This window comes from Longispora fulva, assembly GCF_015751905.1.
Classification (GTDB): Bacteria; Actinomycetota; Actinomycetes; order Mycobacteriales; family Micromonosporaceae; genus Longispora; species Longispora fulva.
In genome coordinates this window covers 3,881,543-3,897,015 of record NZ_JADOUF010000001.1, presented here as the reverse complement: position 1 = coordinate 3,897,015, position 15,473 = coordinate 3,881,543, and the positions used below count along the sequence as shown (strand labels likewise).

Below are 15,473 nucleotides of genomic sequence, written 5' to 3'. Positions count from 1 at the left end.
CATGATCTAAACGATTACATGAGCGACATGACTCGCCCCCTGCGCCGGTACTGGACAGCGGGCCGCCCGATCGAGCGGACCGCGTACCTGGTCGGCGCCGTCCTGATGCTCTGGGGCGCCGCGCACGCCGTCGTGTTCCTCCTCGACGACCGCCCCTGGGCCGGCCCGCTGTCCTGGCGCAAACCGACCACCTTCGGCCTGTCCTTCGGCCTCACCCTGATCAGCACCGCCTGGGTGGCCACGACCCTGCCCCTCGCCGAGCGGACCCGTCGCCGGCTGCTCGGCGCGCTGACCGTCGCCTGCGTGGTCGAGGTGGCCCTGGTGTCGCTGCAGGCCTGGCGGCACGTGCCGTCGCACTTCAACATGGAGACCCCGCTCAACACCGTGATCTCGCAGACCCTGGCCGCGGGCGGGTTCGCCCTGGTCACGATCTACGGCACGCTCACAGCGGTCTCTTTCCGCGCCAACCCGGCCGTGTCGCGCTCCACCCGGCTCGCCGTCCGGGTCGGCCTCGTGCTCCTGATGGCGGCCCTCGGCATCGGCGCGGCGATGATCGTGCGCGGCGTGACGGCGGTGTACGCGGGGAACCCGCACCTCGCCTACACCACGGCCGGTGCCCTCAAGCCGGCGCACGCGATCACCCTGCACGCGATCCTCGTGCTGCCGGCCCTGGTCTGGCTGCTGTCGGGCACCCGCTGGCGCGAGTCCGTCCGGCACCGGATCGTGACGGTGGCCGCCACCTGCTACCTCGTCGCCAGTTTCGCCGTGCTGCTCGCCGTAATCCGGTAAAATGTGGTTTTAATAGCACTATTCCGTTTTGTCGGGGGTGGGTTCGTGGCTGGCAAGTTCGAGGTGTACGAGGACAAGGCGGGCAAGTACCGGTTCCGGCTCAAGGCCGGCAACGGCGAGATCATCGCGGTCGGTGAGGCGTACGAGACCAAGGCCAGCGCGTTGAAGGGCGTCGAGTCCGTCAAGAACAACGCGGCCGAGGCCAAGGTGGTCGACATGACGGCCGCCGCGGCCTGACCACGGATGCGACACGGGGCCCCGCCACCGCGGGGCCCTTCGTCACGCCAGCAGCTGGCGGGCGAAGCCGCTGAGCGCCGCCCGGTCCGGGTGCCCCGTCTTGGCCAGCAGACTCGCGACATGCTTCTCCACGGTCCGCGGCGAGATGTACAACCGCTTCGCGATGCCCTGGTTGCCCGGATGATCGGCGAGCAGCTCGAACACCTCGAACTCGCGCACCGTCACCCCGCACGCCCGCAACTCCGCCGGAATCTGGTCCCGCCCGGCCCGCCGCTGCACCGCACTCGCCCCGGCCCGGCGCAACAACGCCCGGCACGCGCTGGCCACCGCCGGCACCTCGGCGGTGTGGAAGTACTCCTCAGCGGCCCGCAGCCAGACCGCCGGCTCCCCCCAGCCGTCCACGATGGCGGCCTCCGCCACGAGCCGCCGCCCGAGGTGCGCGGCCATCGGGAACACCGCCGCCGCCTCCACCGCCGCCTCGAACGCCTCGGCGGCCTCGACCGGCCGCCCGGACCTGCCGTGCAGGATGGCCCGCGCGAACAACACGAACTGCTGGTTCCACCGCAACGTCGACGTGGGCGCCTCGACCACCTCGTCGTGCGCCCCCCACCCGGCCCGCCCGGCGACGACCTCCACCAACAACCGCAGCCCGTACCGCCCGGTAAGGTAGTACACGGTCGGATTGGCCAACTCCCACGCGAGTGCCTCATCGAGCTCCTGGGCCGCCAACCCGGGATCCTCCTCCAGCAGCGCGCACACAGCCCGGCACATCCCGAGGACGAGAGTCTTGTTGGGCGAGAGCTTGCCCTCGCTGTCGCGGAGCCGCTTCAGGGCGTCGTCCATGTTGCGACGTTGCCCCTGGTGTGCCGCCAGCATGGCCTGAGACACCTGAACCGTCTGGAGCTCTCCCAGGTTCTGCATCCGGAATGTGGGGCTCTCGCAGCGTTCCAGAACATCAGCGGCTGCGACGAAATCACCGCACATCACATAGGGCAACCCGAGGCTGACCTCGGTAGACAGGCCCAACACGATGGAGCCCAACTGCTGGGCGGCCCGTCGCCCCTGGTGAAGCCGGGAGACGGTCCCCGTGCGCAGGAACTCGTTGACGCCGAGCCGCATCAGGGCGTCGATGCGCCAAGCCGGGAGATTGTGCTCCTCCGCTGCGGACAGGATGCGCTCCAACCACGCGTCGGCGACCTCGTAGCCCTCGGACCGCGCCAGGCTGGACAGGAGCTGCCACGCCTGGCACGCGACCTCGGGCAGCGCCTCCCGCTCGGCGATCTCCGCAGCGCGCCGCGCGAGCCGGTTGGCTGTCGCCAGCCGCTCGTCCCGGTCGCCGGGCAGGTTGAAGATCAGCCGGGCTTCGACGACATCCAGGGTGGCCATCTGCTCCGGTCCCGCGTCCGGACCGAGAATCCGGCGGGCGGACTCGACCTGCGATACGGCGTCATCGAACTGTCGGGCCATGATGGCCGCGTAAGCGAGCCGGCTGTGCAGGCTCGCGCGTTCGTTGGCCTCGTCCTGACGGACGGCAGTGGGCGTCAGGTGGTTGACGAGTTCAAGGGCGCGGTCCAGTTGGCCGCCCTCGGCGAGCGCGTGGATCAGGGAGGCGAGGATCTCCGGAGTGGGGTCCAGCTGGTGCGCTCGGTCCAACAGCGCCAGGGCCGACCGGCTCGAGCCCGCCGCCAGAGTCCGGCGGCCCGCGTCGGCCAGTAGCACCGCCGCGGCCGGGTGCTGGCCGGAGGTGATCCGTAGTTCGGCGACGAGCTGTGGCCAGCCCTCGGGCAGTACCTGATGAAGGGCTTCCATGGTGTCGGCGGTGCGCTGGGCGATCCGCGAGCGCTCGGTAGGCATCATCTCGACAAGAAGAGCGTCCGCCGTCAGAGCGTGTCGAAACGTGTACCAGTCGGCCAGTGCCGTATCCGGGACGATGAGCTGGGCGTCCGTGGCTGCTCGCAGGTGCCCGAGGAGGCTGCGGTCGTCCAGGCCGGATACCGCCTGCAACACGGGCAGTGGGAAGCGCTGGCCGAGAACCGCGGCGATGTGCAGCAGCTGCCGGGTCTGGCCGCCGAGGCGGTCCACGCGGTCCGACACGCTGCGGACCACCGTGTTTGGGATGTTGGCGTCCAGCACCCCCGCGAGCTGCCACGATCCTTGGACGCGACGAAGCGCGCCGGAACTGATCATCGCAGCGAGCAACTCCTCGACGACGAACGGATTGCCGTCGGCGTCGTGCGTGAGTCGGTCGATCACCTGGCCGGGAACGGTGGCCGGGCTCGTGTCAAGGCAGGCGGCCGTCAGGGATCTGACCTCAGCGGGGGTCAGCGCGGCGGGTTCGAGGAGCTCGGCGGCGCGGCGCTGGGCGGCGGATCGGGCCAGGTCCAGTGCGGGGCACGCCTGGGGCCGCGACGTAGCGAGTAGGAGAACAGAAAGGTCTCGGACATTATCGACCAGATATTCGATAACCGACAGGCTCTCCGCGTCCGCGTCGTGCAGGTCCTCGAGGATGAGAAGGCAACCGGTGGCGCGCCCGATGATGCCCAGGAGTCGGAGCAGAGCCTCAGCGAGCTCCACAAGGCTCGGGGAATGGGTCGCCCCTGTGCGCCATTCAGGAATGAATGTCGAGAGGGCGGACCGGTATGGCTCAAGCTCGGGGCTGTTCGGTGGGCCGCTCGCGCGGAGCAGGGAGGCCACGGCCTCCGTGAGAGGCCGGAGCGGCATCATCGTTCCCGTGGAGCTCGCCCGGCCACGCAACACCGGCATTCCCATGCCGAATGCCCGGTAGGCGGCCTCATTGGCGAGACGGGATTTGCCCAGTCCCGCGTCCGCCACCAGGAACACCGCGCGCCCGGCGCCCTGTCCCGCTCCCCGGATTCTGGCCGTCAGGAGTGCCAGTTCTTGCTCACGCCCGACGACCACCGGCGAACTTATCTGCATCTGGGCAGGCTACCCACGAAACACCCGCAACGTGGACCGGAGAGAGCCGATTCGTTCAGGTCATGGACAATCGCGACGGACGATCGGCGAGCCTTCCGGCGATTGTCCGTTTTCTTCGTTACCAGGACCACCAGTCGTCATCGCCGGAATCAGCGAGGTCCCGGCAGCAGAACGACACGGTCCACGTGTTCTCATGACTCAGGCCATTGAGCGCTTTTCCGGCCAGCATCCGAGCGCGTGCGCCGGCGAGCGGGGCCTCTTCGAGAATGATCGTTCCCGCCGGATGGCCCACGTCGCCCAACCGGGACAAAGGGTCTTTCCAGGAGCGGATCAGCTCGGCGTTGAGCATGGCAGTGCCTTTCTGGGACCCCGTTCACCTCGACCGCAGTAACGACGCGGACGGGACCTTGTCCGCGAAGCCGAGGCGAAGTACACCATGCCCGATCCCGGCCAGTCCCGCCAGTAGCCCGGGCGTGGCAATACCCTCCGGGGTACCGCAACGGGGCCCGGAACGGTCCAGAGAGGCCAACAACGCCCCCGCCCGCCGTACCCGCAGCGCCGACGCCCAGGGATGACCCAGGTCCGCCGCCGCCGTCAACAGTTCGAGAACGCCCAGCTCACCGTGGCACAGGCTGTGGTTGGGCAGTGGCCCGTAATCCGCGACGGCCGCCACCGCCCGGCGCACCAGGGCCCGAAGTGTCGGATCCTCGACGCTTCCGAGGGCCTCCGCCGCGGCGATGCCGGCCCCGGTGAGTCCGTGGCAGTGCGACGGCCCGCCCGGGTCGGGGTCCGTGGCCACGCCGGCCCGCAGCGCGGCCAGTCCGGCCTCCTCGTAGCCGACGCCGCCGCCGGCCGCCGCGTACCGGATCAGGGCCCAGCCGATCCCGGTCGACCCGTCGGCGAACCCGCCCCCGCCGGGGAACCCGGCCGCGAAGCCGACACCGGCCCGCGCGCGCCGGGCCAGGAGCCAGTCGGCGCACGCCCCCGCCGTCTTCCACGCCGCGTCGAACCCGGTGATCCGGTGCACCGCGACCATCGCGGCCAGCCCGCCGGCCACCCCGGTGTACACCCCGGGGTCGATCCCGTCGGTGACGGCGCTCGCCGTCAGGTGCACGGCCTGTTCCGCCCAGCCGAGCAGCTCCGGGTCGTCGAGCAGGGTCGCCAGCCGGCTCAGCGCGTACGCCATGCCGCCGAAGCCCGCGAACCCGCCCGGTCCGATCAGCGCCGCGTGCCGGGGGTGTTCGGCGAGCGCGCCGAGGATCGCCGGCAGGGGGCGGACGGCCTGGCGGGCCAGCTCGGCGTACCGCTCGGTGTGGGTCAGGGTGGCGAGTTCGGCGAGGAAGAGGGCTGGGCCGCAGTACCCGCTGGCGAGGCCGGCGCCGAGGGGCTGGATCTCCCAGTGCAGCCCGTCGAGCGGCTCCAGGCCGAGCCAGTTGGTCCGGCCGTCGCCCTGGTAGGCGGTGCCGACGAGCTGGTCGGCGACCCGGCGGGCGGCCGCGAGCAGCCGGTCGGGGTCCGGGGTGGCCGACGGAGCCTGGTCGAGGGTCGCCGGGCCGACGAAGTGCTCGGGGCGCGCGCCCCGGGTCAGCATCGCCGCCTCGATGATCCATTCCTGGTCGTAGCGGTCCATCCTGTCCAGGGAACGCAGCTTGCGGATCACCCGGTCGAGGCTGGTCTCGGGCAGGCACGCGACGGGGCGGCCGGGCCCGTGCCACAGCTCGGTGGCGGCCGGCCGGGCGCTGAACAGGGGCACGTCGCCCGCCCACAGGTCGGCCGTCTCGTGCGGGAGCAGCGCGCGGCGGACGGCGTCGGGGGAGCCGGTGAGCCACAGCTGGTCGAAGAGCCGGTCGCGGTCCAGGGCGTCGCGCATCACGTCGGGGTGGGTGCTCTCGTCGAGGATCCGGACGTACCACCGGGTGGTGCGGGCCAGTACCCGCACCTCGGCCCCGGCGAACCGGCGGAGCAGCCCGTTGCGGGCCAGCAGGTCCTCGCGGTGCGCGACGATCGTGTCGTACCCGGCGCGGAAACCGGCCAGCAGCGCCCCGGTGAACTCCTCGGGCACCGCGTCCAGGCCGTGCAGGGTGGGCCGGTTGTGCGAGCCGCGGAAGACCCGTGGCCGGCGGGTCAGCCGCATCTCGTCGGTGCCGGCAGCGTCCCAGTCCACCGAGTCGAACGGCGACACCGCACCCCGGTCGCCGCCGAGCCCCGAGATGTCGAGGACCCCGGCGTCGGTGACGTAGATCCGGGGGAGGAGCGCGACGCGGTGCACGGACGAGTACAGCGCCTGGGCCGCCGGGTCGTGGTCGCTGTCGGAGTCCTGCTTGAGCACCGGATGGAACAGGGTCTCCACGTCGATCAGCACCGGGTGCGCGCCGTGCGCGATCAGGTTCTCGTAGTGGATGTCCGTGCCGTCGAGGGCGTAGAGCAGCGCGAGGAGGACGCCCTGGCGGCGGTAGAACAGGTCCAGGTCGTCGGGGGCCGCGCACGGCTCGGCGGGGACGAACTCCGACCAGCCGTACCCCCGGCCCTCCACCGCGGCCACCGGGCGCAGCCCCGGCTCGGGCAGCAGCGCGTTGAGCCAGTGCACGACCTCGGTGAAATGCCGGTGCACCGCCATCGGCCGGGGCTTGTAGACGACCCGGGCGCCGCTCTCGCACCGCAGGATCGCGACACTGCGCCCGCCCTCGTGGCCGTCCCCGGCGCTCACCTCGACGGCCACGAGGGCCCCGGGGTCGACGCCGGCGAGGAGTTCGGCGACGATCCGCTCCCGGTCGCCGGCCCACCGTCGCAGAATTTCCGTGTACGCGTCCGCGGCGTTCCCCGCCACCCGCACGAGCAACCGGGCCAGCACCGGATACTCCGCCAGCAGCGTCGCCAGCCCCTCGCGTCCCGCGGCGATCCGGATGAACTCCGCGAACCGCCGCGCCGGGGTGTCGGCGGTGAGCCGGCCGGACACCCGCGCGACGTTGAGTTCGAGCACCAGACACCGGGCGGCGAGCTTGATCAGGGTCCGCCCCAGCCGGACCTCGAACGCGGCCAGCAGCGCGGGATCGGCGGCCACCCGCGCGGACGCCCACCGGGTGAACGGCGCGACCACGGCCCCGAACCCCTCGGCCCAGGTCAACTCCTGGTCCTCCTCGGCAGCGGTCCCGGCGGCCGGAAGGAGCGGACTGTCGGGGACCCCGGCCAGGATCTCCTCGACCAGGGCGGCCCACTGTGGACGCTCGGAGCGTCCGGCCAGCCGGACCGGGTCCTCGTCCAGGAGCGCGGCCAGCCCGTCCTGGTCGAGGCCCAGGGCGGAGAGCCGGGCCGCGAACTCCCCGGCCGTCGGGTGGTCGCGCAGCCACAGGTCGAACCGTCGACGGTCCGGGCCGGCGACGCCCGGGGCGTCGGGCAGGTCGAGCCGCTCGGCCAGCGTCAGGCCGCGGGCCCACCAGTCGGGAGTCACGGTCCAGATCCTGCCACCAGGGCGCGGACGCGGGCATGGGGGACAGGCCCCCGCATTTTTCACCGCCCGGAGGCGCCGCCATCTCCCACCCGCCAGCGGACGCCTTCCGGCGACGCGACCCGGCCGGCCAGCCCGGTCACCGCCCGGTGGACGCCGCCCGGCTCCGGCCGCGCAGCACGCAGTCCCCGCACGTGCCGCCGCCCGGGATCCGGTAGAACAGGCAACAGGTGCGCCGCAGACCGGTGCCCTCGTCCACGGTCCCGGCGAGCCGACCCGACCCGAGCAGCGCCGACCGCAGCGGTGCCGAGGCCGGCCCGAGCACCCGGGACGCCCCGGCCAGCGCGGCGGCCGCGTTGCCCCACAGCAGCCGTTCGGAGATGGGGACCCGGGCCCGGAAGGCCGCCAGCAGGGGGCCGAGGTGGCGGTCGACCGCCAGCTCGTACACGTCGGATGGGTCTGTGGTCTTCCATCCCGCGGCCGGGGCCAGCAGCAGGCTCACGGGCTCGCCGGTCCGGTAGCGCCAGCGCAGCGACTCCGGGGCCAGGTCCGGCAGCACCCCGGACTCGGTGACCGAGGCCAGGACCGGGGACCAGATCTTCGCGGCGTAGCCCTGGAACGCGATCGAGGCCGCGACCCGGGGATCGTCGTGCCCGAGCCGGTCGGCGACGGCGGCCAGCAGGGCGTCGAGGCCGTCGCCGAACAGGCCGGTCACCGGCAGCCAGTCGTCCGCGCCGTCGTCGGCGGTCTCCACCAGGAAGTACGCGTTGTGCCGGCCGGCACCGGCCAGGGCGGCCACCACCTCCGCCGCCGTCGCGGGGACCGGTTCCGGCCCGGAGGCGGATGTCGGCTCGGGATTCCGGCCCGGCGACGGGGCCGAGGCCGGCCCGGGGGAGGGCGGCGGGTTCACCTCGCGAGTCTCGCATGGTGCGCGGTTGTCGACGCGACACGCCCGGCGGCGTATGCTCGCGGAGCGTGTCGAGTTCCACTTCGGAACAGTTCCGAACCTGAGAACGGAGCCGGAAACGTGCCCAGTCCCTACGTCCGCAGGTTGCGGCTGGCCACCGAGATCCGCGAGCTGCGCAAAGCCGCCGGCCTCACGTCCGAGGCTCTCGCCCGGCTCATCGTGGGCGGTTCGCGGCTGAAGATCTCCCGGCTGGAGACCAGTGCCCGCAAACCCGACATCGGCGACGTGATGAAGGTGCTGGAGGCGCTGGGCGTCGAGGCCGGCTCCGACCGGTGGATGGATCTCGTCAAGGTCGCCAGGGACGGCGCGGAGCGGGGCTGGTGGGAGCGGCCGGCGTTCACGGGAATGGGCCCCCGCCAGGCACTGTGGGCGGATCTGGAGGCCGGGGCGACGTCGATCCGGATGTACGAGCCGGCGGCCGTCCCCGGCGTCCTGCAGACCGAGGGCTTCATCCGGGCCCGCAACGAGACGATGGCCGCCACCGACGGGCACGCGTTCGACCCGGTGGCCACGGCCAACGGGCGGCTCCGCCGGCAGCAGGAGGTGTTCCGGCCGGGCGGCCCGACCCTGGACGTGATCCTGGAGGAGCAGTCGCTGCGCCGCCTGGCCGTCCCGCCGGCCACGATGGGCGAGCAGTTGGGACACCTGGCCCGGATGTGCGAACACCCGCAGGTCACGATCAGGGTGCTGCCGATCGAGATCGATGTGATCTCCGTGTACGTGCCCCGCGGCCCCTACAATCTGTTCTCCTTTTCCGACCCGAATGACCCAGTTGTCCTGTTAGCGGATAACCTGACGGCGGACGTCGTGTCAGGGGATGCTGACGAGGTGGCCCCCTATGCCCAACTGTTCGAGCGGCTCACCGAGGGGGCACTGTCCCCATCGAGAAGCGCGGCGCACATCGCCAGTCTCGCGAAGGCCGGCGCGTGAGCCGCCGGAGCAGGAAGGCGCGTGGGCGTGATGGACAGGTACGACAACTGGCGGAAGTCGACGAAGAGCGGTAGCGCGACCCCGGACTGCGTGGAGGTGGCGTTCGGCCACGACGGCGCGGTCGGGGTCCGGGATACCAAGGACCGGACCGGTCCGCTCCTGGAGTTCACGGTCGACGAGTGGGCCACCTTCGTGGGACGCGTCCAGAGTGGCGCGTTCCCGGTCTGATTCCCGACCGTCCACAGGGCCGGTACCCCTCGGGGTGCCGGCCCTGTGTGCCAACTTCGATGATCGCTGAGCGTGTTCCCGGCGGCGCTACTTGTGACCTTGGACTCCCACGTTGCAGTCTGGGGAACAGTTCCAAAACGCAGAAGCATCCAGTGGGACATGCAGCCAGGAGGATCTCCGTGATCATCTGCAGTCGGGCGGACAGGCGTACCCCCGAGGAGAAGCTGTCGTCCCCGCCTCCCGTGACCGCCCATCGGGCCCGGGGTGGGATGCGGCCGGCGGCTCCCCCCAGCGCGCCGGCCGCGTCCCTCCGGGTGGCGGGAGGGATGTCGTGACCACGGCGGCCGCGGCCCGCACCGACCTGTGGACCCTGCGCGGCCTGGTCTTCTGTGGCGCGTGCTCCGCGGCGATGGACGCCGACGTCCGCCCCGGCACCCTGACCCGGGTGTACCACTGCGCGGCCGGCTGCTGTCCCGGCGGGACGGTCGCCAGCGTGCTGGAACTCATGGTGCTCACCGACGCCCGTCGACACGCCCCCGAGCTGATCGAAGGGGTGCCCGAGCAGTGCCACCCCCTGGTCTTCGCCGACCTGTACCGGGCGATCGTCGTGCACGCCGAGCACCGGGGCGTGGACATCATGCCCAGGGGCTGACCCCGCCGTGACCTGCGTCGCCGCGATCCCACCAGCCGGGAGCGATCCGCGCCCGAGGGGTCACCTACCGCTAGCATGATCGTCATGACGGAGCGCAAGCCGATCGAGACCTGGATGACGGACATGGACGGCGTCCTGATCCGCGAGGGCAACATGGTCCCCGGGGCGGACCTGTTCATCGCCGCGCTGCGCGAGTCCGGCCGCCGGTTCCTGGTCCTGACCAACAACAGCATCTACACCCCGCGCGACCTGCGGGCCAAGCTGCTGTCCACGGGCATCGACCTGCCCGAGGAGTCGATCTGGACGTCCGCGCTGGCCACGGCCCAGTTCCTCGACGCCCAGCGGCCCAACGGGTCGGCGTACGTGATCGGCGAGGCCGGCCTGACCACCGCCCTGCACGAGGCCGGCTACGTCCTCACCGAGACCGAACCCGATTACGTGGTGCTCGGCGAGACCCGCAACTACTCGTTCGAGGCCATCACCCGGGCGATCCGCCTGATCAACGACGGTTCCCGGTTCATCGCCACCAACCCGGACGTCACCGGCCCGGCCCCCGAGGGCGCGCTGCCGGCCTGCGGCTCCGTCGCGGCCCTGATCACGAAGGCGACCGGCGTCGACCCGTACTTCGTCGGCAAGCCGAACCCGCTGATGATGCGCGAGGCGCTGAACAAGATCGAGGCGCACTCGGAGACCACGGCCATGATCGGTGACCGGATGGACACCGACGTGCTGTGCGGCATCGAGGCAGGCCTGCGCACGTTCCTGGTGCTCACCGGGGTCACCCAGCCCGACGAGATCGAGCGCTTCCCGTACCGGCCATCCAAGGTCGTCGACTCTGTCGCGGACCTCGTGAGCTACGTCAAGTAGCCCCCGCCGGGAACCAGGGCGGGTCCGCGGGCGACTATAACCCCGGAAACCCTTCCCTTGGTACCAGAGGAGAACGCCCGTGTGGCTTCGTCGTGCCGCCGTGATCACCATCGCGGCGCTGGTCGGTGTCGGAGCCCTCGCCGGCCCCGCCTCAGCGCACAACACGCTCAAGTCCAGCACCCCGGCGGCCAACGCCACGCTGCCGACCCCGCCGGATTCCGTGACGCTGACCTTCGAGGAGAAGCTGGACCCGGCGACCACCACGGTCACCGTGACCGGCCCCGACGGCGCCCCTGCCAGTGACCCGTCCTCCATCGACGGCATGTCCGTGGTCGTCAAGGTCCGGCCGGGCGCGCCGGGCAAGTACACGGTGACGTACAAGCTGGTCAGCGACGACGGTGACCCGGTCACCGACAGCTTCACGTTCACCGCGACCGCCGGCAACAAGCCGACCGCCGCTCCGGCGACCACGTCCCCGGTGAAGGACCCGCAGGCCTCGGTCGCGCCCCCCGCCACCCAGGCGGCCCCGACCGGCTCGGACAAGAAGGACGAGGGCACCCCTGCCTGGGTCTGGGTGCTGGTCGGCCTGGCCGTCCTCGTCGTCCTCGGCGGCGGCCTCGCCCTCGGCCGCCGCAGGTCCGGGTCGGCCTAGCCAGCTCAGGGGCCGCGGCCACGGGTCGCGGCCCTGCCCCGGGAACGCGAGGCTGGCCCTCGCGGCGTCGGCGCCCGGTGTGCGACCCGGGCCGGGGCCACTCTGCCCCGGCACGCGACCGTGGTCCTCGACGGTGTCGGGGCCCGGCTTCCGGCCCGCCCTGGGCCAGGGCCGCCGGACCTGACATCATGCTCGCGTGGAAGATCGACTGCGGGTGACGGGCACGGTGGCGCTGCCCCGGGCCGAACTCCAATGGAAGTTCAGCCGGTCCGGCGGCCCGGGCGGCCAGTCGGTGAACACCGCCGACTCCAAGGCCGAACTGCGCTTCGACCTGGTCAACTCCACAGCCATCCCGGACTACCTCAAGGCCCGGGCCCTCGACCGCCTCGGCGACCGGCTGATCGAGGGCTCGCTGGTCATCGTCGCCTCCGAGCAGCGCAGCCAACTGCAGAACCGGCGCGCGGCCGAGGCGCGGCTCGTCAACCTCCTGGCCGACGCGCTGGCCCCGCCGGCGGCTCCCCGTCGGCCGACGAAGATCCCCCGGGGGGCGATCCAGGCCCGGCTGCGGAACAAGAAGGCGCGAGCGGACATCAAGAAGAGCCGCCGCGACCGCGGCGAGTAGGGCCCAGACGCGGCGGGACGTCGGATCCGCGCGACCTCGACGAGGGCCCGGCGGCAGACCCCTGCGGGGCGCCGGCAGGGCCCCGAGGGGCGGCTAGATCCCCGGGAGGCGGCCGTTGCGGAACAGGTCGACGAAGATCTGGTGATCGGCGCGGACCCGGGCCCCGTAGGAGTGCGCGAAGTCCACCAACATCGCCACGAACCCCTCCGGATCGTTGTCCACCTGCGCCACGATCGCCTCCTCCGTCGAGAAGTCCACCAGGTCGTGGCTCGACTCGTCGTCGGCGACGGAGTGCATCCGCGCGGTGGCCCGCCCCAGGTACGTGATCACCTGCGCCAGGTCCTCCGGCTCGCTGATCTCGGCCCAGTCGAGATCCGCCGCGTACGGCGACACCTCGGCGACCAGCTGGCCGACGCCGCCGAGCTGGGTGTGCCCGAGCCACTGGTCGGCGTGCGCCTGCAGTGCCCGCTGCGACTCGGCGGTGCGGTGGCCCTGATCCGTGAAGTACGCCCGGACCCGCGGGTCCTCGATCACCCGGCTGACGGCGGGCACCTGGCCCTGCTTCATGTAGATGACGACGTCGTTCTCGAGGGCCTGGGTGTGCCCCTCCAACAACAGGTTGTACGACGGCAGCCCGGCCGACCCGATCCCCACGCCCTTGCGCAGCACGATGTCCTTGATGCGGTACTCCGCCGGCCGCTCCAACCGCCCGGGCGGCAGCGTCGCCAGGTACGCACCGAAGGCCTCCTCGACCCGGGCGCGCGTGGCGGCGTCCACCTCGTACACCCCGTCGCGCATCGCGAAGCGGCGCTCGTAGTCGACGATGGCGGTCTGCTCGTCGAGGAGCGCCACCCGGGTGTTCAGCCGGGCCTTCTGCAGCACGTCGCGCAGCGGGCCCTCGGTGTTGTCCAGGGTGAGCGAGCCGATCGCGTCGTCCCCGCCGGCGGCCAGGGCGCGCAGCTCGGTGAGGTAACTGCGCGCGTACGCCGTCACGAGGCGGCTGATCACGTCGTCGGAGAGTGCCTTGGCGTACCCGATCAGGGCCACGCTCGCCGAGAACCGCAGCACGTCCCAGGAGAACGGGCCGACATACGCCTCGTCGAAGTCGTTGACGTTGAACACGAGCACGCCGTGCGCGTTCATGTACGAGCCGAAGTTCTCCGCGTGCAGGTCGCCGTGGATCCACACCCGACTGGTGCGCGGGTCGAGGAACTTCGCGGAGGGGTCGTCGTCGGCCAGGTCCGCGTACAGCAGGCAGGCGGTGCCCCGGTAGAACGCGAACGGGGACGCCGCCATCTTGCGGAACTTGCGCCGGAACGCCGCCGGGTCGGCGGCCATCAGCTCGCCGAACTCCGCGGTCATCACGTCCACGATCCGCGCGGCCCGATCCTGCGTCATGTCACCCTCCCCGGTGTCAGCCGGTGCCACGGTACCCCCACTCCGCCAGCCCTCCGGTGACCGACCCCCGACAGTGGAGGGTGACGAAACGGGCAAATGTCAAGGTGGTGGCGATGGGTACACTTGTCGGCGTGCCGCGTTCCGTGATCCCGTCGCTCGGCCTCGTGCTGCTGGCCGAGGCGCTGGTCGGCGGACATGTCGGACTCGCCGCCACGGTCGCGCTGACCGTGGCGGCCCTGTGCGTGGCGCTCCTCGCGAGCCGGTTCGCCGTCGCCCCCGTCGCCGCGTCCGCGCTGGCCGGGGCGGGGCGACACCGGGCCCGGCCGGTGGAGTTCGTCCGGCAGGGCGATCCCGGCACGGCCGGTCGGCCCAGGCCCAGGGCCCCGTCAGCGGCCTGACGCCGCCCACAACCTCGCCCGTTCCCGGTTCCCGCCTGCGGCCCGCCATGCGTGGCCTTCCGCGCACGGAAGCCTGCCCGTCCGCGTGCCCGCGCGGGGTCGGCTGCCGGATGGCGGCACGCTGAGCCCACCCACGCCCGCCACACCTGTCCCCGCCGGCCCCGCGCCCGGCGGGTCCCCCATCGACTCCGGAGGTACCGTCATGTCCCCGTCCAGCATCGCGTTCGACCTGATCAGCACCCTCGCCACCTGGGCGGCCACCCCGTTCGGCACCGCGGCCACCGCCGCGGCGATCGTCCTCGGCACGCTCGCCGTCCGGCTGTGTCTCCTGCCGGTCGCGTTCGCCCAGCACCGTGCGGACCTGCGGCGGATCAGCGTGTTCGCCAAGCTCGCCGAGGTGCGCGAGGACCGCGCCGCCGTCGGGGAACTGGCCCGCGCCGAGGGCGGCGGCCTACTGCGCGGCTGCCTGCCGATGCTCGTCCAGATCCCGGTGTTCATGGGCCTCTACCAGCTGTTCGTGTCCCCGAGGGTCGGCGGGCACCCCAACACCCTGCTGGAGAAGACCCTTTTCGGGGTACCGCTCGGCACGCACCTCACCACGGCCACCGGCCCCCACGTCCTCGTGTTCGCGGCGCTGATCGCCCTGCTGGTCGCCGTCGGGTTCGCGTCGTCGCGCCTGCTGCGCCCGGCGGGGCCCCGGCCGACCGGCGTGGTCGGCGCCCTGTCCCGGGTGATGCCGTACGCGTCAGTGGTCACCGCGCTCTTCCTGCCCCTGGCCGCGAGCCTCTACCTGGTCACGACCACGGCCTGGACGGTCACCCAGACCACGGCCCCTCGCCACTTCTGGGGCTGACGCCCGTCCGCCAGGGTGGGACATGGCGACCCGCGTACTCCAGGGCGCGCGGGCGCGGGTCGCTCCAGTACTGGTCCGGCAGCCGGTGGTGGTGCCGCGCGCAGAACTCGTCGAGTCCGACCGTGATGAGGACCCGTTCGAGCGGGCGGCCCTCGAAGTCGGCGTTGGCCGCCAGTAGTCGCCGCTCGGGATTCCAGCCCGAGTGGTCGAAGGCCCAGTCGCCCCAGACCGCGTACGTGTGCAGGAGCGGCCGTTCGCCGGCGAAGCGCATCGACGCCACCTCGATCGGCTGGTCGGTGTGGAGGTCCCGGCAGACCCAGGCGAGGATGTGACACGCTCCGGACGCGAAGAAGGCCTGGTCCGCCCGCTCCCAGGAGACCAGCTGGTCCGATCGCTCGATCGGTGTCCGACGAAACGTTCCCGCTGCCACTGCCGCCACCTCCCGGATGGTAGTCGGCGGCCGGCCGTGCGAGGGCGGACCCGCCCCGCCCCGGTGAG

At 72.2% G+C, this 15,473-nt stretch carries 16 protein-coding genes; 10 read left to right on the top strand and 6 right to left on the bottom strand.

All coding sequences use genetic code 11. The features are described 5' to 3' along the window. Positions 1-27: 27 nt before the first annotated feature. Positions 28-789 carry a hypothetical protein gene (locus tag IW245_RS17220; protein WP_197004194.1) on the top strand — a complete coding sequence of 254 codons (762 nt, stop codon included), beginning with the start codon at positions 28-30 and terminating at the stop codon, positions 787-789. Positions 790-834: 45 nt separating this feature from the next. Beyond that, positions 835-1,026 carry a YegP family protein gene (locus IW245_RS40765; RefSeq protein ID WP_197004193.1) on the top strand — a complete coding sequence of 64 codons (192 nt, stop codon included), beginning with the start codon at positions 835-837 and terminating at the stop codon, positions 1,024-1,026. A gap of 42 nt (positions 1,027-1,068) precedes the next feature. Here the strand turns inward: IW245_RS40765 and IW245_RS17210 are convergent, their stop codons facing one another. The 4 genes from IW245_RS17210 to IW245_RS40760 form a co-directional block, all read right to left on the bottom strand. Beyond that, positions 1,069-3,963 carry a helix-turn-helix transcriptional regulator gene (locus IW245_RS17210; protein WP_197004192.1) on the bottom strand — a complete coding sequence of 965 codons (2,895 nt, stop codon included), beginning with the start codon at positions 3,961-3,963 and terminating at the stop codon, positions 1,069-1,071. A gap of 118 nt (positions 3,964-4,081) precedes the next feature. After that, positions 4,082-4,312 carry a hypothetical protein gene (locus tag IW245_RS17205; RefSeq protein WP_197004191.1) on the bottom strand — a complete coding sequence of 77 codons (231 nt, stop codon included), beginning with the start codon at positions 4,310-4,312 and terminating at the stop codon, positions 4,082-4,084. A 24-nt stretch (positions 4,313-4,336) separates the two neighbouring features. Continuing rightward, positions 4,337-7,411, bottom strand: coding sequence for a type 2 lanthipeptide synthetase LanM family protein (gene lanM / locus IW245_RS17200; protein WP_197004190.1), 3,075 nt, complete (start codon positions 7,409-7,411; stop codon positions 4,337-4,339). 136 nt (positions 7,412-7,547) lie between these two features. After that, the gene (locus IW245_RS40760; RefSeq protein ID WP_197004189.1) at positions 7,548-8,318 is read right to left on the bottom strand and encodes a (2Fe-2S)-binding protein; all 771 of its coding nucleotides are present in this window, start codon (positions 8,316-8,318) and stop codon (positions 7,548-7,550) included. A 117-nt stretch (positions 8,319-8,435) separates the two neighbouring features. Here IW245_RS40760 and IW245_RS17190 point away from each other — a divergent pair, with 117 nt between their 5' ends. From IW245_RS17190 to arfB, 6 genes are all read left to right on the top strand, one after another. Further along, entirely contained in the window at positions 8,436-9,305 is an 870-nt protein-coding gene (locus IW245_RS17190; RefSeq protein WP_197004188.1) for a helix-turn-helix domain-containing protein, read from the top strand. A gap of 27 nt (positions 9,306-9,332) precedes the next feature. Then, complete coding sequence (locus tag IW245_RS17185; RefSeq protein ID WP_197004187.1) at positions 9,333-9,533, top strand: DUF397 domain-containing protein; 201 nt, start codon at positions 9,333-9,335, stop codon at positions 9,531-9,533. A 331-nt stretch (positions 9,534-9,864) separates the two neighbouring features. Continuing rightward, the gene (locus IW245_RS17180) at positions 9,865-10,185 is read left to right on the top strand and encodes a hypothetical protein (protein ID WP_197004186.1); all 321 of its coding nucleotides are present in this window, start codon (positions 9,865-9,867) and stop codon (positions 10,183-10,185) included. 84 nt (positions 10,186-10,269) lie between these two features. Then, entirely contained in the window at positions 10,270-11,052 is a 783-nt protein-coding gene (locus IW245_RS17175) for an HAD-IIA family hydrolase (RefSeq protein WP_197004185.1), read from the top strand. Positions 11,053-11,131: 79 nt separating this feature from the next. After that, positions 11,132-11,704, top strand: a complete 573-nt coding sequence (locus IW245_RS17170) for a copper resistance CopC family protein (protein ID WP_197004184.1) — start codon at positions 11,132-11,134, stop codon at positions 11,702-11,704. A 196-nt stretch (positions 11,705-11,900) separates the two neighbouring features. Beyond that, positions 11,901-12,326 (top strand): alternative ribosome rescue aminoacyl-tRNA hydrolase ArfB, encoded by a 426-nt coding sequence (arfB, locus tag IW245_RS17165; RefSeq protein WP_197004183.1) that lies wholly within the window; start codon positions 11,901-11,903, stop codon positions 12,324-12,326. A gap of 93 nt (positions 12,327-12,419) precedes the next feature. Here the strand turns inward: arfB and IW245_RS17160 are convergent, their stop codons facing one another. Next, on the bottom strand, positions 12,420-13,724 hold the full coding sequence (locus IW245_RS17160; RefSeq protein ID WP_197004182.1) for a DUF2252 domain-containing protein: 1,305 nt from the start codon (positions 13,722-13,724) through the stop codon (positions 12,420-12,422). A 113-nt stretch (positions 13,725-13,837) separates the two neighbouring features. Between IW245_RS17160 and IW245_RS17155 the strand changes: the two genes are divergently transcribed. Both IW245_RS17155 and IW245_RS17150 read left to right on the top strand, forming a co-directional pair. After that, on the top strand, positions 13,838-14,122 hold the full coding sequence (locus IW245_RS17155) for a DUF6412 domain-containing protein (RefSeq protein ID WP_197004181.1): 285 nt from the start codon (positions 13,838-13,840) through the stop codon (positions 14,120-14,122). A 202-nt stretch (positions 14,123-14,324) separates the two neighbouring features. Further along, positions 14,325-14,975 (top strand): YidC/Oxa1 family membrane protein insertase, encoded by a 651-nt coding sequence (locus tag IW245_RS17150; RefSeq protein ID WP_197004180.1) that lies wholly within the window; start codon positions 14,325-14,327, stop codon positions 14,973-14,975. Here IW245_RS17150 and IW245_RS17145 read toward each other — a convergent pair. Next, the gene (locus IW245_RS17145; protein WP_197004179.1) at positions 14,938-15,414 is read right to left on the bottom strand and encodes a hypothetical protein; all 477 of its coding nucleotides are present in this window, start codon (positions 15,412-15,414) and stop codon (positions 14,938-14,940) included. The two genes, IW245_RS17150 and IW245_RS17145, sit on opposite strands and share 38 nt — an antisense overlap. Positions 15,415-15,473 lie beyond the last annotated feature (59 nt).